The 24,935-nt window shown below is 45.3% G+C and carries 22 protein-coding genes; 11 read left to right on the top strand and 11 right to left on the bottom strand.

Going from position 1 to position 24,935, the window contains the following annotated elements; all coding sequences use genetic code 11:
• Positions 1–59 precede the first annotated feature (59 nt).
• From B9N89_RS26005 to B9N89_RS26030, 6 genes are read right to left on the bottom strand one after another with little or no spacing between them, the layout of a single operon-like run.
• Positions 60–908: a trypsin-like serine protease gene (locus B9N89_RS26005; RefSeq protein ID WP_132324223.1), complete on the bottom strand. Its 849-nt coding sequence runs from the start codon at positions 906–908 to the stop codon at positions 60–62.
• Positions 905–1,747, bottom strand: a complete 843-nt coding sequence (locus B9N89_RS26010) for a hypothetical protein (RefSeq protein ID WP_132324221.1) — start codon at positions 1,745–1,747, stop codon at positions 905–907. Before B9N89_RS26010 ends, B9N89_RS26005 begins: the two co-directional genes overlap by 4 nt.
• A 34-nt stretch (positions 1,748–1,781) precedes the next feature.
• Entirely contained in the window at positions 1,782–3,575 is a 1,794-nt protein-coding gene (locus tag B9N89_RS26015; protein ID WP_132324219.1) for a leucine-rich repeat domain-containing protein, read from the bottom strand.
• Positions 3,556–5,091 (bottom strand): trypsin-like serine protease, encoded by a 1,536-nt coding sequence (locus B9N89_RS26020; protein ID WP_132324217.1) that lies wholly within the window; start codon positions 5,089–5,091, stop codon positions 3,556–3,558. The genes B9N89_RS26015 and B9N89_RS26020 overlap by 20 nt, the downstream gene beginning before the upstream one ends.
• A gap of 12 nt (positions 5,092–5,103) precedes the next feature.
• Positions 5,104–5,874, bottom strand: a complete 771-nt coding sequence (locus B9N89_RS26025) for a hypothetical protein (RefSeq protein WP_132324215.1) — start codon at positions 5,872–5,874, stop codon at positions 5,104–5,106.
• A 13-nt stretch (positions 5,875–5,887) separates the two neighbouring features.
• The gene (locus B9N89_RS26030) at positions 5,888–6,406 is read right to left on the bottom strand and encodes an RNA polymerase sigma factor (RefSeq protein ID WP_159455643.1); all 519 of its coding nucleotides are present in this window, start codon (positions 6,404–6,406) and stop codon (positions 5,888–5,890) included.
• Positions 6,407–7,325: 919 nt separating this feature from the next.
• On the opposite strand from B9N89_RS26030, the gene B9N89_RS26035 reads away from it, so the two are divergent.
• The 9 genes from B9N89_RS26035 (at position 7,326) to B9N89_RS26075 (ending at position 16,944) form a co-directional block, all read left to right on the top strand.
• Positions 7,326–8,132 (top strand): DUF4360 domain-containing protein, encoded by an 807-nt coding sequence (locus tag B9N89_RS26035; RefSeq protein WP_132324211.1) that lies wholly within the window; start codon positions 7,326–7,328, stop codon positions 8,130–8,132.
• Between the two features lie 90 nt (positions 8,133–8,222).
• A complete protein-coding gene (locus B9N89_RS26040) occupies positions 8,223–8,462 on the top strand; it encodes a hypothetical protein (protein WP_132324209.1) in 240 nt (79 codons plus the stop codon).
• A gap of 235 nt (positions 8,463–8,697) precedes the next feature.
• The gene (gene ndk / locus B9N89_RS26045) at positions 8,698–9,111 is read left to right on the top strand and encodes a nucleoside-diphosphate kinase (RefSeq protein WP_132324207.1); all 414 of its coding nucleotides are present in this window, start codon (positions 8,698–8,700) and stop codon (positions 9,109–9,111) included.
• A gap of 19 nt (positions 9,112–9,130) precedes the next feature.
• Positions 9,131–11,542 (top strand): Tex family protein, encoded by a 2,412-nt coding sequence (locus tag B9N89_RS26050; protein WP_165931737.1) that lies wholly within the window; start codon positions 9,131–9,133, stop codon positions 11,540–11,542.
• 1 nt (position 11,543) lies between these two features.
• Positions 11,544–12,422, top strand: coding sequence for an S-methyl-5'-thioadenosine phosphorylase (mtnP, locus tag B9N89_RS26055; RefSeq protein WP_132324205.1), 879 nt, complete (start codon positions 11,544–11,546; stop codon positions 12,420–12,422).
• Positions 12,415–12,834: an acyl-CoA thioesterase gene (locus B9N89_RS26060; RefSeq protein WP_279433282.1), complete on the top strand. Its 420-nt coding sequence runs from the start codon at positions 12,415–12,417 to the stop codon at positions 12,832–12,834. The genes mtnP and B9N89_RS26060 overlap by 8 nt, the downstream gene beginning before the upstream one ends.
• A gap of 30 nt (positions 12,835–12,864) precedes the next feature.
• Positions 12,865–13,905 carry a 4-hydroxyphenylpyruvate dioxygenase gene (hppD, locus tag B9N89_RS26065; RefSeq protein ID WP_132324201.1) on the top strand — a complete coding sequence of 347 codons (1,041 nt, stop codon included), beginning with the start codon at positions 12,865–12,867 and terminating at the stop codon, positions 13,903–13,905.
• A 250-nt stretch (positions 13,906–14,155) separates the two neighbouring features.
• Positions 14,156–15,013, top strand: coding sequence for an alpha/beta hydrolase family protein (locus B9N89_RS26070; protein ID WP_132324199.1), 858 nt, complete (start codon positions 14,156–14,158; stop codon positions 15,011–15,013).
• Positions 15,014–15,165: 152 nt separating this feature from the next.
• Entirely contained in the window at positions 15,166–16,944 is a 1,779-nt protein-coding gene (locus tag B9N89_RS26075; RefSeq protein ID WP_132324197.1) for an ATP-binding response regulator, read from the top strand.
• A gap of 7 nt (positions 16,945–16,951) precedes the next feature.
• Here the strand turns inward: B9N89_RS26075 and B9N89_RS26080 are convergent, their stop codons facing one another.
• On the bottom strand, positions 16,952–17,944 hold the full coding sequence (locus B9N89_RS26080; RefSeq protein ID WP_132324195.1) for a universal stress protein: 993 nt from the start codon (positions 17,942–17,944) through the stop codon (positions 16,952–16,954).
• Between the two features lie 210 nt (positions 17,945–18,154).
• Here B9N89_RS26080 and B9N89_RS26085 point away from each other — a divergent pair, with 210 nt between their 5' ends.
• The gene (locus B9N89_RS26085) at positions 18,155–18,568 is read left to right on the top strand and encodes a DUF2784 family protein (RefSeq protein ID WP_132324193.1); all 414 of its coding nucleotides are present in this window, start codon (positions 18,155–18,157) and stop codon (positions 18,566–18,568) included.
• Here B9N89_RS26085 and B9N89_RS26090 read toward each other — a convergent pair.
• Both B9N89_RS26090 and B9N89_RS26095 read right to left on the bottom strand, forming a co-directional pair.
• On the bottom strand, positions 18,538–18,852 hold the full coding sequence (locus B9N89_RS26090) for a thioredoxin family protein (protein WP_159455645.1): 315 nt from the start codon (positions 18,850–18,852) through the stop codon (positions 18,538–18,540). The genes B9N89_RS26085 and B9N89_RS26090 overlap by 31 nt on opposite strands.
• Positions 18,853–18,941: 89 nt before the next feature.
• A complete protein-coding gene (locus B9N89_RS26095) occupies positions 18,942–19,550 on the bottom strand; it encodes a hypothetical protein (protein ID WP_132324189.1) in 609 nt (202 codons plus the stop codon).
• A gap of 119 nt (positions 19,551–19,669) precedes the next feature.
• Here B9N89_RS26095 and B9N89_RS26100 point away from each other — a divergent pair, with 119 nt between their 5' ends.
• The gene (locus B9N89_RS26100; RefSeq protein ID WP_132324187.1) at positions 19,670–21,535 is read left to right on the top strand and encodes an acyl-CoA dehydrogenase family protein; all 1,866 of its coding nucleotides are present in this window, start codon (positions 19,670–19,672) and stop codon (positions 21,533–21,535) included.
• Positions 21,536–21,624: 89 nt separating this feature from the next.
• On the opposite strand, the gene B9N89_RS26105 is transcribed toward B9N89_RS26100, so the two are convergent.
• Positions 21,625–22,686 carry a pectin acetylesterase-family hydrolase gene (locus tag B9N89_RS26105; RefSeq protein ID WP_132324185.1) on the bottom strand — a complete coding sequence of 354 codons (1,062 nt, stop codon included), beginning with the start codon at positions 22,684–22,686 and terminating at the stop codon, positions 21,625–21,627.
• A 57-nt stretch (positions 22,687–22,743) separates the two neighbouring features.
• Positions 22,744–24,840 carry a S8 family peptidase gene (locus B9N89_RS26110; RefSeq protein ID WP_132324183.1) on the bottom strand — a complete coding sequence of 699 codons (2,097 nt, stop codon included), beginning with the start codon at positions 24,838–24,840 and terminating at the stop codon, positions 22,744–22,746.
• Positions 24,841–24,935: the final 95 nt, after the last annotated feature.

The following is a 24,935-nucleotide window of genomic DNA, read 5'->3' on the forward strand; positions in this document are numbered from 1 at the left end:
TTTTTTTAGGGTATGAACGAAAGAGGTGGCTCACTTAAGGTATGAGCCACTTTTTAATCTTAAATCTTGGAAATTGCTTGCTCTAACCAATCACTAACAATTGGACTCATTAGATTAGTATACAGGCTTCCATCTGTAACAGCGCAGATGCTTGGGTAGTCTAGATTGAAAAGTCGCGATGAAATACCCACGACAACAGGCCCATCTTCAGTTTGGACAATGGCTGGGCCACCGCTATCACCAGCGCATGCATGGTGAGCTTGCAACGCACCTATGTGTATTTCTTCGTCATTGAAGCTATAAAATCCACGAAAAGACATCATCCCGCGGCGTAGTTGGCCAATGCTACCTTGCCTCCCATTTGACCCGTAGCCTAAAGCTTCAAGACTTCCTAACTGAGATCGGAAACGTCCTTGATTCGCTTTCAGCAAGGTATCTATCGTGGAGTCACCTTTCTTCGCGTATGCCCAGAAACCGCCTTCATAGGTACGGTCCACTTGAATCAATGCTAGATCGAATCCCGCTAGAGTGATGTTGTTCCTCATTTTCACCCGTTCAGGAAACTGGACATTTACCACCTGATAAGTCCCACCGGCACCGCTTACGGTCATTTCTGAAAGATCCGCTTGTAGTTCGCATTGGATGTCACTATTGATCTGCTGACCAATGGTAAGGCCTACACAGGTACTAACACAGTGCGCTGCCGTCAGAAAAAGATCATCCGCAATCGCAACTGCCGAACAGAGCGAACGATCCAAACGCGCCACAGGGCTATAGTCTTCAGGATTTACATCCTCGCCCTTAAAAATATCGATTTTGCTTGTGGCCTTGGAGTTTTCGTTGCTGCAAGAAGACAAGGGCTGAATCGCAAACAAAACAAAACTTGCTTTTAGGAAAGACTTAATCATGACTGTTCTCCCTTAATCCAATCTTGAACACCCTGATGAAGCATACTTGTGAAAATTATTCCGTTATTATCGCTACACTGAACAAAGTCTGGTGTCATAACTCGTGATCCCAACCCGATAAGAACCTTCTGCCCATCACGGTCCATAAAGATCGGACGACCTTCATAGTCGGCGCAAAAATCATATTTGACACTCCCCGCTGTAAACTCTTCGCTGTCTCTGCCATGGTACAGCCTGAGGTTTAAGTAAAGACTATCACCTTGTGTTACTCCATCAGCAGCAAAACTGAGCATGTAGATCGATAGTTCCGGATCTAGAATTACTTGAGGTGGTACACTCGTAAACAGGTCTTCAAAAGCCTCCTGATTGGTATTGATATCAGGTAGTGCAATAGTATCGCCAGTGAACTCCTTTGACGTTTTAAGAAGGGCTAAGTCGAAGCCTTTTTCCACCAGATTATTTTTTATACCGAAGGTTTCAGTACTCTTTATATCTAACACCGGGTAGACGTCATCAGCACCCGCTAAAATGTTCAAACCAGCCAACTGATCTTCAGAGCTACAGTCATTGTTAGACAAGGACTCCAAGCAAGTTCTTGATGTTAGGAACGTCTCGGTATCAAGGAAAAATCCATAGCATTTCTGATTTCTTCCATTCTTTGTTAAAACGGTGGACACCAGGCCCTGTACGGTTCCTACTTGCTTTTGATTCGGCTTATCCGGATTTTCCTTGGTGCTATCATCGCTAGTGACATTATTATTTTCATTGGTACCATCTGATGCCTGACAAGCAGCCAGAGAATACACTCCTAGAATAAACATAAGATTGCGAATACGCATGATATGAGACTTCCTTTCTCAAATTGACAAAGCACTACAAACCAGGAAATTCAATTACAAAGTCTCGATAGGCGGCGACGCAGGCAACCCATGCATCGACTTTGATTTCCCGTTCATCCCGGAAGACAGGCGCCCATTCGATGCTGCTATACAGCTCAAATGAGGCTCTATCTATCAATCCCATATCTAATACTTTTTGCCGATAAAAGGTACAGATATCATCAGGAATTAACCAAGACTTGACCTGAGGCTCCAAATTGTCTCGCGCATTTTCAATATTTGCGATCTGATTACCAATGGCACGTATTCCTACCAATGAGGCCGGCAAGTCCTCCCTTTCAATGGCTACAAGAGGGTTGTCGTCTGCTTGGATCAAGCGTAGTTGGGGTGAACGACGAAGGCCAGACAAAGAGCTTAATTTGTTTTCGTTTATTGTGAGCTGACGTAGCTCCCCCATTGAAGAGAGTGGCGTTAAGTCATTAATTTCATTACGACTAAGATCGAGGGTAATGACTTGTTGCAAACCCGCCAGAGGCTCGACATTTGAGATGCCTTCGCCTGATAGGTTAAGGTCTAGCTGAGACTCTAAAAGCCTTTTCTGATCTAGACAATTTGCGGCTGGATAGATCCGATCCACAACGTCAAAAAAGTTGTGGATCTCTGACCGTCGGTAGCGAGCTTTACAAAATTCTAGAAAACCTTCGGTTAAACTTACATCTTCTGGGTTAAGATCTATAAAACTATCTAGATCGATCTTACACTCGCCCGCTAAGTTGCAGTTCTCAATTTGGCTTCCTAGGCTTGCTTGGTCTGCGTTGATGCGGCGAAGGTGTCCTTGTAGCAGGCCTCGCTCCTTCTCACTTTGACTTAGATCAATTCTTTCTTCTATGATTGGAGCCAAGGTATCATAGCGAAGCCATTGCTGAGCAGCTCTCTCACGACGAGCAATGTGTTGAACCAATGAGTTAAGATCGATTGCACTTGGGTACTTTTCTAACTCATAACTTAAAACCGTTGCTCCCTCTGGGTCAGCGCGATTAAAGTTTGGATTAAAAAATTGCTGAGCAAATTGGTTCGGCTGAACAGCGTAGTCCACAAGATCCTGAACCAGTTGGAAGCAAGGCTCGATGTTCGGATAGATGCAATTCACTGCTTGATCTTGGTTGCCAAAGATCTCTAGTAAATTTCTTGAATTGCCACCTACCTGCCGAGCACCGATGGAAACCTGTATCCCGTCGTTATAGTTAGTTTGCAAATCCTTAAGATATCCTTTCAAAGACCGCAAGCCGACATCTTTGAGCAGGCTGAATCGCTCAACATATCGAGCGTCCTCACGAGTTTCAAACGTAAAGTCCACCCAGATTCGGAGTGTCCCTCCCCAAACAACTTTCTTTACATAGGCTTCACCACAGCTCTTGCCGTCTGTCTGAAACTCAGGATCACCTGAATATTGCTGGGACCCTCCTTCTACCCGAACGAAATAGTTGAGGCTCCGACTACTTTGAAGATAGGGTTGTTTCGCATAGGATCGGTAGTCTGAGCCATTATTGATGTTCTTTATGTTATGAGTTCCATCTGGGTATAATACCTCGGAGTCCAGAACCGGCTTATCGAAATAGAATGTTGTCAAAAACTCCCGTCTACTTTCGATTTCACCTCTTACGCAGTCACTATTGAAGCGGATTTCGTCGGCCAGAAATCCAGAACCCAACTCCACAAGCTGACTTCGTGCTACCGCTAATTCTCGTGCCCAAAGGGATTGGCAAATGAGGACAATACTCCCCAAAAGCACAAGTAGCCGAGTCATTCTAGAATGAACAAATATCACCTTCTAACTCCTCCTCAACGGGACACACCTGCTGATCCGTAGTTAATAGATTATTGGAAAAAGCAGCGAACTCTAAACCTCGATGACCTTGGAGTTCGTCGATAGCTCTAATCCTGTTATTACTCGCAATAATCACCCTCAATGTCTCGGGCGAAGATAGACCAGAAAGATTTTGGATCTGATTTGAACTCAAAAATACTTCTTCCAAATTCTGACACCCATCGAGAAAGGCAATTGAGTTCAGGCTGTTCAAGGTTAGGTTTACCCGCCGCAGATCTCTATTTTGACAAATGTTTGGTAAGCCCTCAATGCCTAGGTCCTGTAAATCCAAGTTTAATAAATTACGATGGTCTTCAAGTTTTCGCCAATCGAAACCAGTGTTCGCCGATCGTATCACAAGCTGTTTCAATCCCTTAGTTTCAAGTATCTGGTCCACCTGCGCTTGAGTGTGAATCCTTAGTTTTAGATGTTCAACAGTGGATTCTCCAAGTGCGCTCAAATCAGTTTCGGGTTCTGTTTCAAGGTCTAAGCGACTCAATAGCCCATTCCAGTGCCTTAAAGGCTCTAGCGAATAAATTGGGCTCCCCTCAAGATTGAGCCTACCTTGAGCCAGAAAGTCTTCGAACTCGGCACAAATATCCTTTCGAGATTCTAAAGCCAACCCTAGGTAGAAGCTGAGTTCTTCCCTGGTCAAATCGCCATTTTCGCAGTATTCAGTAAAGGAATTATAGTTCTTTTCTACTTTAGGTTTTAAGCTAAAATCAGCAAAGGTATGAGCCCCTGGATTGACATAAGTCGACTCCTTATGGGTACAAAATTCAAATCCAAGATAATCAAAGTTGCTATACCAATGGACTCCATGGGTAAGCCCAAGAATCCGCCACTGATCGTCTTGAAGAATAAATAATGGCCCACCTGAATCACCGCTGCAAGGCGCTGATTGAAAATTGTTATCAATAACGACCACGCCCTGAAACATTCCCTTATCGTAAGCTCGCTTAACCCGAGCAGTGCCGTGCCTTAATACGCCCGCATCAGCTTGATCAAACCGAGTTCTGCCATAACCCGCTACAATAACAGTCTCATCTACAGTTGAAACCAAGGGTCCTCTGAAAACTTTAACCGGCTCAATATTGTCAATTGAAGTTACCATATCAACAATCGCAACATCATAATTGGGGAAGAAAGACTCTTCCACCCTACCATCACTGGTATCAGCCAGGGTGCGTATACTGGCTATAGACTTCGGCTGCTCAAAATCGCTATGGCGAACTGTAAAATCGCTTGGGACTCTATGACTGATAAAACAATGGGCTGCTGTTAGGACGCGCGCCTTCTCTACCAAAACCCCTGTGCATACGAATCGTTCACCTCTATAAATAGCAACTGTTGCCTTGGAAAGTTGCTCGGGTAGCTTCTCGCCTAGTTCAGGATTTACAACCTGAATTTGGCTGGTAGACTCTAAGCCACATGAAAAAAGCACTGCCGACACTATCAGTGTTAGTAAGTTTTTCATAATTTATGCCTCTTAGAGGAAGATTCGATTGATAAACGACTCATTCGCCAACGCATACTTGACAAGCTTTTCCACCTTCGGATCATCCGACTTCCCTAGAATATAATGTTTAAACTCATCTGGATGATAAGCTTTGAGCAGATAGATCAATTCAATTTTATTTCCAATGAGAGTCTTTTTCTGCGAATCGCTGTAGGATAAGTAACCATCAGGGAGAGTGGTAATCCCCTTTACAATTGAATCAATCAGATGAGCTTCCTGAGGATTATTCGCTAGAGACAAAGCATTATGGATGAAGTTGATACGCTCAATATCACCCATGGTATCATTTGAATCTTTACCATCCATATACAGCAAATGAGAAAATGTTTGATCGATAAGATCTTTATCTTTAAGAATCTCATGCCATCGTTTCTTATCAGAGGAAGTAAGCAAAGCCTTGCTAGAAAAGCGATAGTTTTCGCCTAAGTAAGGGAACTGCTTTAATACACCAGTAAGCGCTCCTGAAAGATCATTTTTATCACGAAAGTTCCTTGAGCTGAGGCTGCTTTGTGCCAACTGGTCTTCGGTGGATTCCACCTGAACAGAGGCTTCATTCCGCTTGAAGTTCCCCTTTTTGACTGTTCTAGAAGAATCGTCAGCTAAGCTTTTCTCTACTTGAATGTGCACTTCGTTAGTCTCTCTTGGTGGTGTCTGAGACTCCGCTCTGGGATTTAGAGAGTAGGCAATCAACCCGCAGCACACTATACCAGCAGGTATAAATAAGTAGATATATTTTTTCATAAGACAACCTCCTTTATGAGCAGCTTAGTGCTTCAGCACAATTTTCGTAGTGATCTTTAACAAACGCACGTGTTCGAAAAAGATAGGATGAAACCGTATTTGAGCATATCTTAGTCTCACACGAGATTTCCTTAATTGAGTATTCATGAAAATAGAAAAGAGTTGCAACCTGACCAGCTTTTTGATTCATACCAGCCTTAATATCATCGGATATTTGTTGTAAGAATACTCTTTGATAGATTTGTTTACCATCACAAGATTGCTGATCAAGCAAACCATCTCCCAAGAAACAAAGTTGGCTATCAATAGTTCCATTCTTATAGCAAAGATTTCGCAAAATTGTTTTTATCCAAGGGAAAAGAGCGTGATTAGATTTAAGCTGGTGACGCTTTTCCCACGCTATACGAAATGTTTCTTGCACCATATCTGAAGCGTCTACCGAAGACACTCCAAGACTTTGCGCATAGTGAATAAGGCTCTTGTACCGAGTTTTGTATAGACTAGAAATTAGTTGGCAGCTTACTGAAGTCATCAAACACCCATCTTCAGTTAAACAGGAAATACTTATCTCTAAAGAGTTCCTATCAATGCATTCACAATCCATCTGATTGATTGCTTTTCCATTTGATAAGGTAGAGTCTATATCCTTTCAAGATGAATCCACGAGCATCGTTCTGAGAAACAATAAAGTGTTCTTTAATCAGTTCGCCTAGTTCGCACTTCTTTAAGACCGTCCAAAATCATTTGGCAGTTTACGCACATTGAGAATCATGTAGACTTACAGTCTTCTTAAACCCAACTATCCATCTTCTCCTAAACACGATGCGTTCTTAAGATGACCTTCCCCACCGTTCAATATTGCATCGAAGTTTGGATTATTCTTCTGCTTGAATGTTAAGTACGCTCTTCAGCTTTTCTGTTTCTACTTTCTATAGCGAACTTAAAAACAAGTAAGCAATGATTTTGGATTTTATAAAACGGCATTAACAGCGGCTAGTTTTTCATATCCTTGCTAGTTAATGACTGCATTTTATTAGTTGCGAAATCTTACCTTCTATGTAGCTCATGTTTCCGCACTCGGCTTGTGTATTTTTCGCTGACTCACTAATTAGTGTTCTACTCAGGAGTACAAAGGCGAGGATATAAGAGTTATTAGTCAATCAATGTTTCTAAATATATTTTCCATCTGTTCCCAAAGTGGATATTAGAACTGTTGAAATTGACACAGACTCAGTCCTGAGTCGCAGAAACGGAAACTTTTTGTAAAAGCAGCTCTCAATCTTAGAATATCTTAGCGAGAAGGCTTAGCATCAAATGCCCAGCACAGTATTCTGGGCAGCTAAGCAACTAGAATCAGATGCCCATTCATTTGGTTACTAACAAAAATTTCCATGGTTTTTTGGCAAATTTCTTGCTGTGACTAACATAACCAACCAAGAAAGGGTGCCAAAATGAAAAGACTAGCTTTAGGAACGTATTTGATCGTAGCCACCTCAGTCCAAGGTCAGAGCAATATCACAATCGATGATTTGAACTATGGTGGCACTGGCTGTCCACTCGGGACAGTAGGACTGAATCTCTCTGATGATAGAGAAGCCTTTACCCTAACCTTCTCTGAATTTATTGCGAGCACGGATGATCCTTCTGAACGCAGAAAGATATGCGATGTCAACTTCAACATGAATATACCTAGAAATTGGGCTTTCGCTGTTTATGGTATTCAGTTTCGAGGCTACGCTTTTCTGGAAGAAAGAGTTCAGGGAGTTCAAGATGCCGCGTTCGTCTTTGATGGAAATAGAACTGGTCGCTTGGGAGCAATGAGGCTAGATGGACTCTACGAAGAGAACTATGAACGATCCGTTCAAATTCCTCTGACTAACTTTAAATGGTTTGGCTGCAAACAAAGAAAGGTCAAATTGAGAATGCGAGCCGGAATCCAAATCAATGCAAACGAAGATGCAGAAGGCTTTATGACAATCGATTCCATAGATGGCGATACGGCACAAACCTATGGCCTACTTTGGAAACGCTGCGATGAAACCGACAACAAGACAGTTGTATCTTGTAAAATCGCGCTTAGGGACTCAGAAGGCAAGCTCGTTAGAGAAAAGCTACTACAAGCTCAGGGAGCGAACCTGCAGGCTGCACGCAGAAGAATGCTGGCGAAGGAATCAAAGCTGTGTCAGAAAGCAAATTCTAAATACCCCAAATTAAGCTGTGGTGTAGAACGGCCCTCCTGCAAAAAAATATACCCCTAAAACCATGATTTGTGGTGGGCAGTTTCTGCCCCATCCTCCTTAATTCAAACTTGTATACTAAGAGAGTGTGAATACGAGACGAGGTGAGTAATGAACAAAGCAAAGCTGCTAGGCTTATGCCTAGGGATACTATGCACTTCATGCCAGAGCGGCGGTGGAGGGGCGGGCGGCAGCTCGGGTCGAAGCAACTCCAGCATTCATAGTGGCGGGGAGTCATCCCAGCCTATCAATCCCAAAGAAGACAAAGCATACAAAAGAGCCTTGCTGAAGTGCTACAAAACTGGCGGATCAAGAATCGTCAAGATTGAAGGAAAACTTCGCTGCTACTGACGGGAGAATATGTCATTATCTACAGGCTCTGCTTTAGGAGTCGCAGATTTTTTTCGTCGCCTCGATTTGTCCCATTCAAAATATCCCTCAAACCAATCATTTTAGCCTATCTGGCCATGAAAAATGGCTGCCACAGGTTTACAATTCTTGCCTATTCTGAACATTCGAGTATCATCAACCAGCATTTAACTAGAACTGGTTCAAGTATATTTCCAGTATAACAAGGAGTGACATTTTGGAACGCACACTTTCTATTATCAAGCCTGACGGCGTTGAACGAAACCTCATTGGCCAAATCGTTTCTAAATTTGAAGAAAATGGCTTGAACATCGCTGCTATGAAGAAAGTTCGCCTTTCCAAGCACCAAGCTGAAGCCTTCTATGCTGTTCACAAAGAGCGCCCTTTCTTCGGCGAGCTTGTGGACTTTATGACACGTAGCCCTGTGGTTGTTATGTGCCTTAAAGGCGAAGGTGCTGTTGCTAAAAACCGTGAAATCATGGGCGCAACCAATCCTGAAGAAGCAGCTGACGGCACCATCCGCAAGCTTTTCGCGAAATCTATTGGCGAAAACACTGTTCATGGCTCTGACGCACTTGAAACAGCAAAAGAAGAAGTGGCCTTCTTTTTCGCCGAATCTGAGATTTACTAATCGCTAGGGACAAAGTCTGATGATCAACCTCGTTACGAAGATAGCATCTGAGCTGGAGCTCAAAGAATTCCAGGTCAACAACTCCATCAAATTGCTTTTTGAAGAAGAGTGTACCATTCCTTTCGTGGCCCGCTATCGAAAGGAAATGACAGGCACCCTCGACGAAGTGCAGCTTCGGGATATCCGCGATCGCTACACTTACCTACAGGAGCTTGAGTCCAACAAACAAAAGTATCTCAAGGTTGTTGAGGAGCATTGCCAGAAGAAACCTGAGTTAAAGGCTCAGTTTCCTGCTCTGAAAGCAAAGTTTGAAGCATGCACCACAAAGCAAGAGCTGGAGGATCTTTATCTTCCATTCAAGCCCAAGCGTCGCACGCGAGCCATGGTTGCGAAGGAAAAAGGCCTTGAGCCCCTTCTCGAAAAAATCTTGGAGGCCTGCACTCAGATCTCAGACCTTAACGAGGTTGCCAAAGACTTTGTCACCCCTGCTGATGCCAATATCGAGCCAACCCTTAAGGTTGCAAGTGAGAAGGAAGCACTCACCGGTGCCGCTGATATCTACGCGGAGCGGATTTCTGAAACCGCTGAGATCAGAGCTATGGTTCGAAATATCAGCCAGGAATCTGGAACTCTGGTTTCTAAAAAAATAGAAGGTGCTGAAAAAGTCGAAAAGAAGGGCAAGAAATCCGACGCTTCGAAGTACGAAAACTACTTCGATTATAGCGAATCGATTAACACCGCCGCTAGCCATAGAGTTATGGCTGTTCGTCGTGGTGAAGCCGAAAAATTCTTAAAGGTCAATATTACAGTCGATACCGATCGGATCTTGGAAAGCCTAAAAGAAACCGTGATCACCAACCCTCAAACCACAGACGTTGTCCGTCATTGGTTTGAAAGCGTGATTGAAGATTCTCACAAGCGCCTTTTGAGCCCTTCTATCGAAGCGGAACTCCGCCTACAGCTGAAGCAAAGTGCCGAAGCTGAGGCAATTCGCGTGTTCTCAGAAAACTTAGAGAACCTGCTCTTACTGCCCCCCATCCCCAATAAAACTGTATTAGGTGTGGACCCCGGCCTTCGAACTGGATCAAAGTTTGCTGTAGTGGACGATACCGGTAAGTTACTGGACTCTGCGACCTTGCACTTCGAGCTTGGTGATAAAGAAGGCGCTAAGACACAGCGATCAAAAGCTGAAATTCTTCGGCTTATTAAAGACAATAACGTCGGCTGTGTTGCTATTGGTAACGGTACGGGAAGCCGTGAAATCAATCGCGTTATCACTAGTGTTATTAAAGACAACGAGCTAAAAGATGTTAAACGCCTTGTTGTGAACGAAGCCGGTGCCAGCGTCTACTCGACAATGGATATCGCTCGGGAAGAATTCCCTGACCTTGACCCAACGATTCGTAGCGCCATCAGCATCGCACGTCGTTTACAAGACCCTCTAGCAGAACTTGTAAAAATTGATCCACGCTCTATCGGAGTTGGTCAATACCAGCACGATGTCAACGTCACCAAACTGAAGTCGAGCCTCGAAGAAGTTGTCGAAAGTTGTGTGAACCGGGTTGGTGTTAACGTCAACACAGCCAGTTATAAACTATTAAGCTACGTTTCGGGTATTGGCCCAAGCCTTGCCAAGAACATCGTGACCACTCGTGATAAGCAAGGTAAGTTTTCATCCCGACATATCTTGAATGACATCACTGGCTTTGGCCCGAAGGCCTTCCAACAAGCTGCTGGTTTCTTGCGCGTTCCTGAATCCACTAGCCCTCTGGACAACTCATCAGTACACCCAGAGAGCTATGAAATCGTAGAGCAGATCGTCAACGACCAGAAAAAAGATCTAAAAGAAATTATCGGCAATCGCGCCCTCGTTGAAGCAATTCCTTTAGAGAAATACGTAACTGCCACAGTCGGGATGCCGACTCTTCAAGACATTACCGCGGAATTGATTAAGCCGGGCCGTGACCCTCGGGAAGATGGCGCACGCTTGATGTACTCCGATGATGTAACAGAGATCGAAGATCTTACCGAAGGCATGATTCTGCCGGGAACTGTCACGAATGTTACCAATTTTGGAGCCTTCGTTGACATTGGAGTTCACCAAGATGGTCTTGTGCATATCAGTGAGCTGTCTGACAAGTTCGTTGATGATCCATCTAAGGTTGTTAGCGTCGGCGACGTAGTTGAGGTTCGCGTGATCGATGTGGACACAGCACGGCGCCGTATTGGATTGAGTCGCAAGCTCCAAGGCGGCAACAAACAGCAGAGTTCTGAGCCTCGGGGTAAACTCTCGACACCATCCAAGCGCGGACCTATTCGTCCTCGCCAAGGCACGGGTCGTAATCAAAAAGGCAAAAGCAACCGCCGCTCTGAACCGCAGCGTGAGTACACGATGGAAGACTTGATGGCTAAGTTCAACCAAAGGAAGTAGCATGGCTGAATACCCTGTAAAACTAGGCGTAATCGGCGGCTCCGGAGTTTATGAGATGGAAGGGGTCGAGTTGGTCAAACAACACGACCTCGAGACTCCATTTGGCAAGCCATCCGATAAAATCATGGAAGTTCGTCTCGAAGGCAAAACAGCTTACTTCTTACCGAGGCACGGCAAGGGCCATCGCTTGACCCCAAGCGAAGTGAACTATCGTGCCAATGTCTATGCTTTAAAATCTCTTGGTGTCACTCACGTGTTAGCTGTCAGTGCAGTTGGTATCATGCAAGAGGATATCCATCCCGGAGACATGGTTGTACCTGATCAGATGTTCGACCGAACGAAGGGTCAACGGGAAGCCAGCTTCTTCGGTAACGGTGTGGTCGGTCACATAGAGTTCGCCGACCCCTTCGACCAGGAGATGCTTTCTTTGGTTGCTCAGGCGGCGAAAGCGAAAATGGGCGATAAAGTTCACACCGGTGGTGCTTATGTCTGCATCGAAGGCCCTCAGTTTTCAACACGAGCTGAGTCGCGACACTATCGCGAAACCTTAAAGCCTTCGGTGATTGGCATGACAGGTCTGCCTGAGGCTAAGCTCGTACGAGAAGCCGAGATGTGTTACGGTATGCTCGCCTTGGCCACGGACTATGACTGCTGGAAAGAAGGTGCTGATGATGTTTCTGTGGAAGCTATTCTAGCAATCCTTAAAGCCAACAGTGAAAATGCTAAAGCCATTGTAAGGCAGCTTATTAGCAAGCTTCCGGAAGTGTCTAGCTCACCGAACTTGGAAGCAGCCAAGTTTGCAATCATCACATCGCCAGATGCTATTCCAGCACAGCGCCGCGAAGAGCTTGCCTTGCTTTATGGTAAATATCTTGGCTAGGCCTATAGGAGAGCTGGTGGGGGAATCCCGATTCCCCGTCTATTATGAAGACACGGACCTTTCGGGGTTCGTGTACCACGCCAACTATCTGAAGTACTTCGAACGAGCCCGCGAGCAGATTATAGGCATATCTTTTCTAAAGTCTTTATGGGACCAAGGTGTTCACTTCGTCGTTTCAGAATGTCAGCTCAAGTATCGTTTTCCTGCCAAGCACGGTGATGAAATCATCGTCCGCACCCAAGTATCATATAGTCAGTCACCGGCACTCTATTGCCAGCAGATAGCCTATGTGAATACAGGAAAGCAGGAACAGACGGTCGTCGAGGGGCAGATAACCTTAGTCACTCTTAATGCAAAGCATAAACCCATTCGACTGCCTGAATCTGTAATTCAGGCGTTTCAAGCACATTGACCCAACTTGGGCACACAAGGAGGATTGATTATGGCAGAGAATCCTGTAGGAATTAAAGGCTTCGACTTTATCGAGTTTAGTACTCCCGAGCCTGAGAAAATGCATCAGCTCTTCCAGATCTTGGGCTTCTCACGCACCAAGCGCCACAAAGAAAAGAAGATTGATTACTATCGACAAAACGATATTCACTTCTTCCTTAACACCGAGCCCGATTCGTTTGCTGTAACGTTCACTGGTAATCATGGCCCTTGCGCCTGCTCAACTGGCTGGCGAGTTGAGAATGCTGAGAAGGCTCTTAAAGTAGCTGTGGAACGTGGCGCGAAAGCGGCAGAAAAAGTTGATCTCGAACTAGATGGTAAGCCCATCCCAGCAATTTATGGTGTTGGCGAGAGTTTGATCTACTTTGTGGAAACTCCTTGCAATGACGACGTCCTAGGAAAAATGGGCTTCGAAGATCTTGATCAGCCAGACATGGTTGAGTCAAAAGGCTTCCACTTGATAGACCATCTCACCAATAACGTTTTTGAAGGAGAGCTAGTTCCACTTGCTAACTTCTATAAAGACGTATTTGGCTTCGAAGAAGTTCGCTACTTCGATATCGAAGGTGAAGAGACTGGGCTGCTATCCTACGCACTTCGTTCTCCATGTGGAAGCTTCTGCATTCCCATCAACGAAGGCAAAGAGGAGAAATCTCAGATTAACGAGTATCTGAGAGAATACAAGGGTCAGGGCATCCAGCATATTGCATTACTAACACCCAATATCCTTAAAGCTATGGACTCAATCAAGCCAGGTGAGCTAAAAACTCTGGATATTGATGCTGAGTACTATGACGAAGTTTTCCAGCGACTTCCCAATGTGAAGGAAGATCATAAGAAGATTCGAGACTACAACCTTCTCGTCGATGGTGACAAGGAAGGCTACCTCATCCAAATCTTTACTGAGAATGTGATTGGCCCGATCTTCTTCGAGTTCATTCAACGCAACAACCACTACGGTTTTGGTGAGGGCAACTTTGGCGCTCTTTTCCGTGCCATCGAGCGGGATCAGAAGCGTCGAGGCGTTCTTTAATTCTGCCTCAGTGTAAGGCTAGCCATTAGGTAGCCCTATCACTAAAGGAAGCAAAACCTATCATAGGTTTTGCTTCCTTTAATACCTCTGGTGGGATTCCTTATTTACTCTCGCAACACAGAAATAGCCCTAATCGAGCAGGCTAATTTAGCCCTCAACAAACAAGAATAACCAGACTTTCGAATTTTTCTTCACTTCCTCTTAATCTCAATATCGATTCACCGATAGCCTCACGAAACGGAGGTAGGTAATGAAATACATTAAGGAAGATTTAGCGTTTTTCAAAAGTCTCATGAAAGATAGCTACTCGGATGTGATGTCCCAAGTGGTAGGCGAGCTTGATGAGTTCAGTGAAGTGCTTCGTTTACCCCCCTTAAGGATGATGAACTCAGTCCGGAAGTATGCAGGAGTTGACGTTCCTTTGGTCGATTCTATTATTCCTCGCCAAGCTCTATTCGCTGATGGTGATCGCATCTTAAAGGTCAAGAAGCCTGTTGACTTTAGCCGCGATGATGAGATGTGGGTCTACATCAATGGCGTCATGGTTGACATTAATATGTTAGCTATCCAGGGTCGCTGGCTCTCCAAGCTACTAGGTAAAGAGTTTCTACTTCTTCACAACCCAACTGACGGCTTGTTTCTCGACCTATTCGAATCATTTTTAGGTAGAAACGTGGGAATTGATGCTCTTCCCGTTCGTTGGATGAAGACCAGGCTGGAAAACCTCCTCGACCAATACCCCGATGCTAGGCTCAACATTGTTGCTCATTCTCAAGGCTGTATCATACTCGGTAAATGCCTACACCACATAGCTCAAGAGCGCCCTGACCAACTTGATCGGATTCATATTTTTACGTTCGCTAGCCCCAGCAAATCCATCCCCCAAGTTGCATTTGCAGAGCATTACGCAAACTCGCAGGACCTTGTCGCTCAACTGGGGGTCTTACACCCGGATGTACCCTACGAAGGTAAAATTTTTCAGAGGGCGGGACGCGGCCACTGGTTTAATACTCATTACCTCGCATCATTGATGAAGGGCGAGTTTGGTGACACGGAGCTATATCGAATTATGAGAAGAAAAAATAGACATTTACGCTGCGTATCATAGCCGAAAGCCCCCGATCCTGTGGGGCCACTCTCAAATTTACCTTCAATTTCAATTATCAAATCACAAAGTTTACGAAACTGAAAGATTACTTGGTTGAACTTTCTAGGATTTTTCCCGATAGCGGAACAAGCGATCAATTTTAGAGGACTACCTTGAAACCGACCTTACCGTCAAAGAATCTGCCTGTTCTGAAAGAAAGTGCTTTCGTGCTCGCTTGCTTTCTCGCTGCTATATTTGTGGGTCTCTATGGCAGCGATCGCTTCTTCCAGGAAAGCCTCGTCTTTCTCGGAGCATGCACGGCTTTCACCTTCACAAGCCTGATACACCATAAAAATGATGCACGAGGTCCAGTTCAAAAAGCTCTTGGGGCATGCACTTGCCTGCTACTAATCTCCGTAGGGCTCTACTTTCTAGTCAAGGACTCACTGCTCGCTGAAATTGGACACATATGCCTTACATTGACTAGCCTCAGTCTGGTGCTTAGCTCGTGCTTCATGTCCTCTCTGTTCTTAAAGCCCCTCTATCATACTATCGGATTTCTAGGAATTTCCGGACTAGCCCTTTTCAGCCAGACGACCCTCACATTAGCCATAGACAACGAACGAGTCTCAATTGAAATGTTGCAAGGACTTCTGATATTCTCTGTCGTTGCTCTGGGAGCCGCTCAGATCCTTTTTGCTTATCGATCCATTCGACAAAAAAGCTTTGCTGATCACGAGTTTTTCTATCTATCGGTTCCACTTTCAGCGCTTTCGGTACACACTCTCGTCGAACCAGGAGACATGCTCTACTTCAACCTTGCCATGTCTGCGGCTTGCTTAGCCCTCTATTACCGAGGACACCTCATACATATCGAAACAACAACCAAGGAAAGGGTTGCATCCATCGCATTCCACCAGCAAATGATCGAAGTGCTTCGTCAACTTTCCTTCGAGGCGCGGGAAGGAATCAATAACATTATCTTGCAAACGGATATGATCGTCGACGACCCGCAAGGAGACCCCACTCCCTATTGCCAGGGTATTAGAGATGCTTCACTCAATATGCTTCGCGCAGTAGACAGATATGTAACACTGCAGCAAATTGTTGAAGGTGTTCAGCTTAAAAAGTCAGATACCACCATTCAACAGCTCAACGATGCTGTAGCAAATTCATTTCGAAACCCCACGGGATCGCGACAGCTATTCTTTCACAGCCCCGACTCTATCGCTATCATGCAAACCAACCCCACTCTTTTATCTCAGGCCATCCTAGACATCGTAAATCGCGATCAATACCAGAAACTGGATTTTAGCCTTCATGTCTATAATACGATTCGCGGTCAAGACAGGTTTACAAATATCGACATCAGAGGTTTTACACAAGATATCGATAAACTCGATAAGGCTCATAATCGATTCAAGCAGTTTGACTACTCTGAATTTCGTTTTGTTGTGAATATAGCAGAATCACTTGGTGGTGGATTTCTGGTAAAAGACCTTAATCAAGAATCACCATTCTTTACGATCTATATTCCAAGAAAGGCTTCCACCAAACCCGAGACATTTCAAGATGACCTTGTTGATTCTGTATTAGTGGTGGATGATGATCCTGAAGTCATGAACTTAATCGCCGATTTCATCGAGTCGTATGGAATCAAGTCCATTCGTGCCAATGAAGGTGGCCAGGCTCTGGAACTTTATCAGAAGAATAAGCCCCAGTGTGTAATTACTGATGTAAAGATGCCACGTATGACTGGTATCGAGCTGGCTGAAAAAATCAAGCCTGATTCCTGTACTGTTATCGGGATTAGCGGTGCTCCTGAAAATGAATCCAATTCCAGCAAGCGCAAAACCGCTTTTGATACATTCCATCAAAAACCGCCAGACCTGAACCTCATTGTGAAAGAGGTTCAGGAAGCGATAGATCGATCGAAGAAACTGAAGTCGTGAATTCTTACTAAGCTGCTAGCGAGAACTGAGATGCGTCTTGCTCACTCAAGCGCGGCATTACCAATACCGGAACCGGGAACTTCATCTGATCCTGGAATGGCAGCTGGCGTCCACGAAGGAGCCCCGATAAGAAAGACTTCTGATGGTAACCCACCACAAGTAGGTCAGCATCAACTTTGGCTTCAAATTTAGGAATCTCTTCCGCCGTTCGACCAAATAAAATCACTGGTTCGTAATGAATCCCCAAATTCCCGTACTGATCTCTCGCAGGGCATCGCTCAGACATTTTCATCCTCACATAGTGGTGAATCATGCCATGCAAGTCTTCTTGGTCACGACCTTCCGAAAGAGCGGCAAAAACCATTTCGAACTGCTTTGGGGGGATCAGTTCAAGATCGTTCCCTAACTCGTCACAAACGTGGACATGATAGACGGTCGAATCCGGGATATGATTAACAAAATTGAAAGCTGCCGACATTGAGTAGCTCGTCATCGGAGTCAGGGAATCAGCAACAATGATCTTGGATTCGACAGAAAGGGCCTGTCGCAAACCTCTGGGCACCATCAGCACCGGAACATGTGCAGTCTTCACTAGACTCACTAGCCCTGATGTCATGCGCTTTACGATGCTTCTATAGTCATTTTCACGGCCAACGATTATCAGGCTTGCCTGGTGATGATCCACCAGATCCACCAATTCATCCTCAAACCAGCCTCGCCGGATCGTCCTTGCAACGATACAATCACTATTAAACCGGGCCATGATTTCATTCATCTTGTCTTCAGCACGAGCCTGCCTTATCATAGGGTCCTTGACCGGATAAAGAGACTCAGGGAAATATGCACTTTCATAAACATAGGGTGTGGTGTTAGGCAAGATATGGCAAAGCTCTAAATCCATATCAGAACGTTCGCATAAACTGATTGCATAGCGAATCACATGGTCTTCGTTTCCTGACAGTGAAAGAGCTAGTAAAGCTCGGGGTCGATTTTGTCTCATAGAACACCTCCTTCCAAAACTCTCATCGGAGCTGCCAAGCCAAATCACTCTTAGCTTTTTGTAAAACTTTCTTAGTGAAAGATTTCTATACGTTTTCCTGGCGACACCCCGCTCTTTCAGAGTTATGAATAAAACACAGCAAGCTTGATAGTTCGATTTGTACTCATTGGTAATGAATTGACAGATGATATTGCTTTCCGGGAGTCTTCAATGGAATACCAAACCCTGAACATACTCATGCATACAACCCACATTGCAGTAATTCTCACCAACTGCCTATTCTGGGCTTTCAAAGGTTGGCCGAGAAAGCTATTTCTAGCCAGCTTTTCCCTCACTATTATTTCATGGTTAGGCTTTGGAATTTACTACGGACTTGGTTATTGCTTTCTCACGGATATTCACTGGCAGATTTTAAGGGAGTCAGGTGACACAAATTTGCCCCCCAGTTATATTCACTTTATTCTGGAACGATGGTTTGAAATCTACATTTCACGGTCAAAGGTTGACCTCATGGTAGGATTGGTTTTTGGCTTTCTTGCACTCATCTATATTGGTTTTGTGGCCCAGGCAGTAAAAGCCAAGGCCATTTGCCATCAAGACAAGGATTCGTCAACAAACTCTTGAAGCTTTTCCAAGCCTTTGAAGCCAGTGTACATCCCCTTCTTTTCTTTATCTGCGAAAACAAAAAACAAAGGAAGGCTTCCGGTTCCAGCGAGATCAAGCATTTCCGGATGATCGTCGACATTGATCTTGGCAAATGTGAGTCCATGGGTATTGTTTTTTTCCATACGATCTGTCGCTGAGTTAGAAAGCTTGCAGATTCCACAGCCTCGTTTCCAAAGCTTTAAGAACACCTTGTCACCATTATCAAGACTTTGCTTTAACTGATCTGGTTTCCACTCTTCCATATAGCTTTCCTTTTGCCGCATCAAGTTTGAGTTTTTGAGCCTGCCAAGCACATGGCGAGGCTGAATCCCTAGTATAAGCCCTCTAGCGCTCAAGGCAAGGGGGGGATGACCTGAGAATACCGGACACAATGTTGCGGCTGCGAAAGTTCTTTAGCGATCCTCACTAAGGCCTCTCGATGCCCTTTTGGCAGTGGGCAAATGTACTGAAATTTTCCGCAGTCATGATGATAGACCACCGAGAAATTGTAGGCCCCTGCATGGGTCGTCGTAACTTTGCTGATTTTAAATACGGGAGCAATGACTTTCTTATAGGCTGCCAGCCATTTTTTAGCTTCTTTTACCTCCGGGCTGTTTTGCGTGATTTGTTGCTGTCCGAGCTTCATTTGGCCCTCAACAGCCTGCAAACGGTGGCGGACACCATTGATCTTTTCTTCAAGTATCGCGTTGAATTCATCCATCCTAGCCTTTTCCACCAGAGGCTCTAGCTTCCTCTTAAGATCTGCCTGCTCCTTTTCCAACTGACCAATTTTCTGCCGCCAAAGCCCCAAATTTTGCTCAAGCATATCGATGCGATTCTTGCCGTTGATCAGAGCGCCGGCCACTTCGGATCGACAGTTTTCCCTGATATTTTGTTCATACTCATTTCCACTTAGGAAACTACTCAATACCAGCCATAGGCTGAGTCGCCATAGAGTCATTCGCTTGCCCCGATAATCAACATGAATTTTTCTACTGATTATCTTAATATCACTCCCAGGAAAGACTCAAGATACGGACCCTAGCAGACAAACTGTACAGGGCAATTGGGAGGCAAACGATGAAAGCTAAAGGTAACTTTTTTCTCGATAACGACGATATGCGCTATCAAATTCTCCAAGAAGACAAGCTGCATGAGCTATACAAGCTGTTTTCCAGTGATGAAAAAGAGGCTTTGGGGGTCAGCACAACTGAAGAGTTTCAGTCTTTATGGCTGGAGATGATCGAGTCTGTGGGCGAGTTTGCAGGCACACAGCTACGCGACAATGCTGCTCAAGTAGAAAAAGAAGACCTCGTTCTAAAAGACGGTAAGGTGGAAGTTCCTCCTACCATGCAAAGCAATGTCAAAACGTTTGTAGAGCTTGGGGCACACGCTCTATCAGTTCCCATTAAGCATGGCGGAATGGATGCCCCCATTCTAATGGAGCTGGCGGGAAGCGAGATGATCGCACGGGCCTGCCCATCGACACTACTTAATGTTGGCTGGTACAGCTCGATTGCTAACATCATCGCCCTGTTTGGTAACGAAGAGATACAATCGATGTTTCTTCCCGACATGATTACCGGCGAAGTATCAGGGTCCATGTCGCTCACGGAACCCGATGTCGGCTCCGACTTGGCTAGCATGAGGTCCTATGGCGAAGAGCAAGAGGATGGAACTTGGAAGATCTATGGTTCCAAACAGTTCATCAGCAACGGCTCTGGAGGTTTGAGCCTCGTCCTAGCCCAAAATAAAAAAGGTGCCAAAGGACTTAAGAGCCTGTCTCTATTCGTTGTCCCCCAAGAGCTGGACGGCAAGGCAAACTATATTGTTAGCAAAATCGAAGAAAAGCCAGGTCTTCACGGCTCAGCCACATGTGCTTTACAGTTTGATGGCTCAAAAGGTTGGCTAGTTGGCAAGAACGGCCTTGGGTTCAAGTATATGTCCCTTCTCATGAACGAGGCCCGCCTCGCAGTTGGCTTTCAAGGCTTAGGTCTGATGGAAGCCTGCTATCGGCTCGCAAAGGACTACGCGGATCAACGGGTCGCATGGAGCAAACCGATTTCGCAGCACGAGATGATCTGTGAGAAGCTACTCGACATGGAAGCCGAGATCAAAACCTTCCGAAGCCTACTCTACCGCGGCTCATACTATGCATCCATCGTCCACTTCATGGAGCGACGAATCGAAGACAAGGCTCTCGGCGACGAGCGAACGAAAGAGCTTGAGAAAGAGATCAAGAATTACCAGAGAAAACTCAGAGAGTGGACACCTCTACTTAAATGGTGGTCTGGTGAGCGTTCCTTTGTGATCGCTAGAACCTGCCTGCAAATCCATGGTGGCTACGGTTTCACCAAAGAGTACCAGCCTGAATGGTGGGTGCGTGAGAGCCTTATCATCAGTATCTATGAAGGCACCTCTGAAATTCAAGCTCTCATGTGTATAAAAGATACCATCAAGGACATCATTCGCAACCCAAGACGATTTGCGGAAAGCTTGGTGGCAGCAAGGATGAAGGCACTTGCAGAAACGGATGCCATCAAAAAACGCTATTACAGAATCAAGTTGACTTACCTAAACAGTATTGTCACCTTGGTCATGAAACTGATGAAGCAAAATGTAAAAGGCACCTTCAACGAGAACAAATCGTCTGACATCATCGGCCTCTTGAAAAAACTTCGAGAAACGTTAGTTACCTTTGACAACATCTCTCCTGCCTTGCTGAATGCCTCGCGCATCTGTGAAATGAAAGCAATTGTAGCCCTTTCCAAAGCAGCTGTAGAGGATGGGGAGCGCGACCCAAGCAGGCGCTCCTTCGCCCTAAGATTTGTCAATCGCTGGTATCCTACAATGTTACGCAACAAGGCCGAGCTGGAATGGGATGATGAGCAGGTGGCTGCCATTGCCCAAAGTAAGGACGATATCGCTCAAGCGAGCGAGGGTTAGATTTCCGTTTTGATCAGCTAGAAGCTGCCCCATAAAGGCCCCAGCCTTGTTACACAAGTCTGGGGCCTATGGAGGATTTAGGGCCTTTTTTAAGGGCCTTTAGAAACCGCGTCTCGATTCAAAAAGTCAGCAACCCAGTGATTGAGGCTCTGACCGCCTGCCCGCTTACTATAAAAGCTGCCACCCGATAAACTCGTATGATCGGTACCCTCTGTGAGATAGAACACCGATTGATTGCTTAGTATATCATCTCGCATCTCGAACATACCTGCTCGAAAGGTCGATGCTGGCGTCGAGGGAAATATCACCCGGCAATTGTTTCTTCCGTAGCCAAAAAAGAGACGTATGACAGAATCGGAAAGACTTGAAACATAGCCAAAGTCTCGATCTGGATACTTATCCTCAAGAAACACTGGTAGCTGTGCGAGGCCTCCTCCGTTCGAACTTTGGCAATCACTGCAATCTTTGGGTAGCGTATCATTAAGTCCCCACAGCTGGCGCCAGCGATTCTGTAGACATGGTGCTAGATAATCATCTGAGAAAACGATTCCCGAATCGTCAATCATATGGACTGGCACATCACCAAAGATTTCTTGAGTTTGGTCATAGTTCCAAACAGCTCCAAAGCCACCAGCACTCTCTCCAGTTAGCAGAACTTGATCAGCCTTGCTAAAGGTAGGTGCAATCCTTTCTAGAAAGCGAGTCATATTGCGAAAACCAACAAACTTCTGGTTTTGAATCCTGCTAGAGACGTAACCGTTATCATTCGACCCAGCATAGACATCACCAGTACAGTAGGGAACGAAGACTATATTCCAGTTTGCAACAGGATTGCTGCTATCGCTCCGGTCAAACACGCCTTGCGCGCCTGGTGGTGTGCGTGATACTCGGCTTGGGGATAGGCTACAGGTTTGGCTATTGAAGCATGCTCCGCCGCCTTCCAAGAAGATCATCACATTATCAGATTCGTTACTATAGTTAACAAAAAAACCAGCGTTCGAGCCATCACGACAGGAACTTTCAGGAACTTCGATCCACTGCCAAGTATTGGGCGTAAAACTTGGCAAGGGTTCCTTCCACTCTTGGGCCGAGGAATAGGTCCCCAACCCGAGCCCGAAAAGGCTCAAGACTCCTACTTTAAGGTATTTCATATCCCCTCCTATACCCTAACAAATTGTAGGGGCTGCTCCGAAGAACAGCCCAGGCACTTACATGGTCATTGGCACCATAATTTTGATGTTATCGATGGACCAGCCATCTCTGGTGACGGAGCCATCAGTCTTCAAGCGAAATCTGAATGCAAAGGACTGGGCGTTGTCCAATAGACTTCGAAGCTCGAAATACTCTGTCGACCATTCTGAATTACCGTTGTAGGACTTTAGTTCAGTCCACTCACCGTCGTCGACTTTGATCTCTAGATAACCATAGTCGTAACGGGTTTCTAAATCATACTTAGTATCAAACGCAAGAAGCATGTCTTGGCTTGTTACAGTCACTGAAGATGATACCAATGAAATATCAATACTATTGCTATAACCTCCTTCAGGACTATCTGTAATATAGGAATTTTCATTCTCTAATGCCACTCCCCATGGCGCGTCGATATTTGCAAAGAGATCTAGGCTTCCTTCGTTGTTAATAATGATATCGGCTTCGCGAACAGAGAAGGCTAAGCTTTCGGAAACACCGGAAGCATTGCCAACATTGTCGAAAGCCCTAAGAGCTAGAAAGCCCTTTTGATTGAAATCTAATTTGCTGATAGTGCCAGAAACCATGCCATCCATCGACTGAATATCAGAAAACTCAAACTTAGTGGCAGAACTCCAATTTTCTTCGTCGATCATTTGATCCGAGATTCTTACTTCATACCGGCTAGCTTCTCCTTCTAGACCATCATCGCCTGAGGCTTGCCAAGTGACATCGATAGATTTAAGGCCTGCATTCGCAAGTGCCAACGAATCGGGAATCGAAGGGTCAATCTCATCTAACTCTAAAGCTGACAATGCATTGATTCGCCCAAACTTTACTCGCCCAGAAAGGCTAGGTAGCACTGTGGCAGTGGCAAGGATTCGATCTCTGATTTGGGAATGGCTTAAGTCTGGAAACTGAGCTTTGACAAGTGCTGCTAAGCCGGCAACATGAGGCGTAGCCATGGATGTCCCACTTTTGTAGCCATAATTTCCACCTGGCACAGTGGAATATATATCTGTTCCCGGCGCTGCTACATCTACACTAGTAGCTCCATAACTCGAAAACGAGGAAAGCTGATCATCACTATCGGTGGAAGCCACAGCAATGATATTGTCAATTTCGTATGAGGACGGGAAGTGAGGCCGTGCGTCGTTGTCTGATGAGCTATTGCCAGCTGCCGCCACAAATAGAATACCTGCTTCGTTTGCTCCTTCAATGGCTTCACGAATGATGTCAGAAGCAGCACCCCCTCCCCAGCTATTGCTGGTGAGATCAACTCCCAAGCTGGTTGCGTAGCTAATCGCTGCTGCCAATGCATCCGTAGTGGTAGAGCCAGAGTCTGAAAAAACTTTGAGGCCCACTAGGGAGACATCCCAGTTGACACCAACTACCCCGATATCGTTGTTTCCTTTAGCTCCTATGGTACCAGCACAGTGAGTCCCATGGGAGTTGCCATCCAACGGATCGTTGTCATTATTATAGAAGTCCCAGCCTCGCCAATCATCAACAAAACCATTGCCGTCGTCATCAAGCCCATTGCTACTCTTATCATTACCTTCTTCATCCAACCCTGTCTCACCTGGGTTAGTCCAAATGTTATCTTTAAGATCTGGATGATTGTAGTCGATTCCAGTATCAATGATCCCAACCAAAACATCTTTAGATCCTGTGTTGCTGTCCCATGCTAGAGACGCACCAATATCTTTGCTAGTCTTCTGACCATCTTCACCTAAATTGCGAAGTCCGTATAGTTTAGCGAATTCTGGATCGTTCGGCAGAGTTTCGTAGAGCTGATAAACAACGTTGGCTTCAACAATTTCCACTTCAGGCATGGCATCCAATGCCTTCGCAATTTCCTTGAGCCCGGCTACACTACGAACTACAGAGAAATCGAGTACCGCAGTCGTCTCTTGAGACAGAGTCCGTAAACCTGATGGCTTCGGCAATGTTTTTAAAATTTTGTCTTTTAGCTCATCTGGAACTCCAGACTTAAACTTTACCAGTAGCTGACCAGGAACATGCTGGTGATCAAGGTTATAGGATTTCTGCGTTTGTCCTTGGGCCGAAAGACACAGACCAAGAACTCCCCACGCAAGCACAAAAAGGTATCTCATACACTGACCTCATGATTGGGGTAACAATAAACAATAAAACACCAACAGCTCGAAACGAGCTGAGATCAATCAAGCTTGTAAGTAAGAATGGGCGT

The organism is Pseudobacteriovorax antillogorgiicola (assembly GCF_900177345.1).
In the GTDB taxonomy this organism is placed as follows: domain Bacteria; phylum Bdellovibrionota_B; class Oligoflexia; order Oligoflexales; family Oligoflexaceae; genus Pseudobacteriovorax; species Pseudobacteriovorax antillogorgiicola.

Excerpts from the sequence above, each read along its gene's own strand:
- B9N89_RS26005 (WP_132324223.1), bottom strand. The coding sequence starts at position 908 with ATGATTAAGTCTTTCCTAAAAGCAAGTTTTGTTTTGTTTGCGATTCAG.
- B9N89_RS26010 (WP_132324221.1), bottom strand. The coding sequence starts at position 1,747 with ATGCGTATTCGCAATCTTATGTTTATTCTAGGAGTGTATTCTCTGGCT.
- B9N89_RS26020 (WP_132324217.1), bottom strand. The coding sequence starts at position 5,091 with ATGAAAAACTTACTAACACTGATAGTGTCGGCAGTGCTTTTTTCATGT.
- B9N89_RS26025 (WP_132324215.1), bottom strand. The coding sequence starts at position 5,874 with ATGAAAAAATATATCTACTTATTTATACCTGCTGGTATAGTGTGCTGC.
- B9N89_RS26030 (WP_159455643.1), bottom strand. The coding sequence starts at position 6,406 with ATGACTTCAGTAAGCTGCCAACTAATTTCTAGTCTATACAAAACTCGG.
- B9N89_RS26035 (WP_132324211.1), top strand. The coding sequence starts at position 7,326 with ATGAAAAGACTAGCTTTAGGAACGTATTTGATCGTAGCCACCTCAGTC.
- B9N89_RS26040 (WP_132324209.1), top strand. The coding sequence starts at position 8,223 with ATGAACAAAGCAAAGCTGCTAGGCTTATGCCTAGGGATACTATGCACT.
- B9N89_RS26050 (WP_165931737.1), top strand. The coding sequence starts at position 9,131 with ATGATCAACCTCGTTACGAAGATAGCATCTGAGCTGGAGCTCAAAGAA.
- mtnP (WP_132324205.1), top strand. The coding sequence starts at position 11,544 with ATGGCTGAATACCCTGTAAAACTAGGCGTAATCGGCGGCTCCGGAGTT.
- hppD (WP_132324201.1), top strand. The coding sequence starts at position 12,865 with ATGGCAGAGAATCCTGTAGGAATTAAAGGCTTCGACTTTATCGAGTTT.
- B9N89_RS26070 (WP_132324199.1), top strand. The coding sequence starts at position 14,156 with ATGAAATACATTAAGGAAGATTTAGCGTTTTTCAAAAGTCTCATGAAA.
- B9N89_RS26080 (WP_132324195.1), bottom strand. The coding sequence starts at position 17,944 with ATGAGACAAAATCGACCCCGAGCTTTACTAGCTCTTTCACTGTCAGGA.
- B9N89_RS26085 (WP_132324193.1), top strand. The coding sequence starts at position 18,155 with ATGGAATACCAAACCCTGAACATACTCATGCATACAACCCACATTGCA.
- B9N89_RS26090 (WP_159455645.1), bottom strand. The coding sequence starts at position 18,852 with ATGGAAGAGTGGAAACCAGATCAGTTAAAGCAAAGTCTTGATAATGGT.
- B9N89_RS26095 (WP_132324189.1), bottom strand. The coding sequence starts at position 19,550 with ATGACTCTATGGCGACTCAGCCTATGGCTGGTATTGAGTAGTTTCCTA.
- B9N89_RS26100 (WP_132324187.1), top strand. The coding sequence starts at position 19,670 with ATGAAAGCTAAAGGTAACTTTTTTCTCGATAACGACGATATGCGCTAT.
- B9N89_RS26105 (WP_132324185.1), bottom strand. The coding sequence starts at position 22,686 with ATGAAATACCTTAAAGTAGGAGTCTTGAGCCTTTTCGGGCTCGGGTTG.
- B9N89_RS26110 (WP_132324183.1), bottom strand. The coding sequence starts at position 24,840 with ATGAGATACCTTTTTGTGCTTGCGTGGGGAGTTCTTGGTCTGTGTCTT.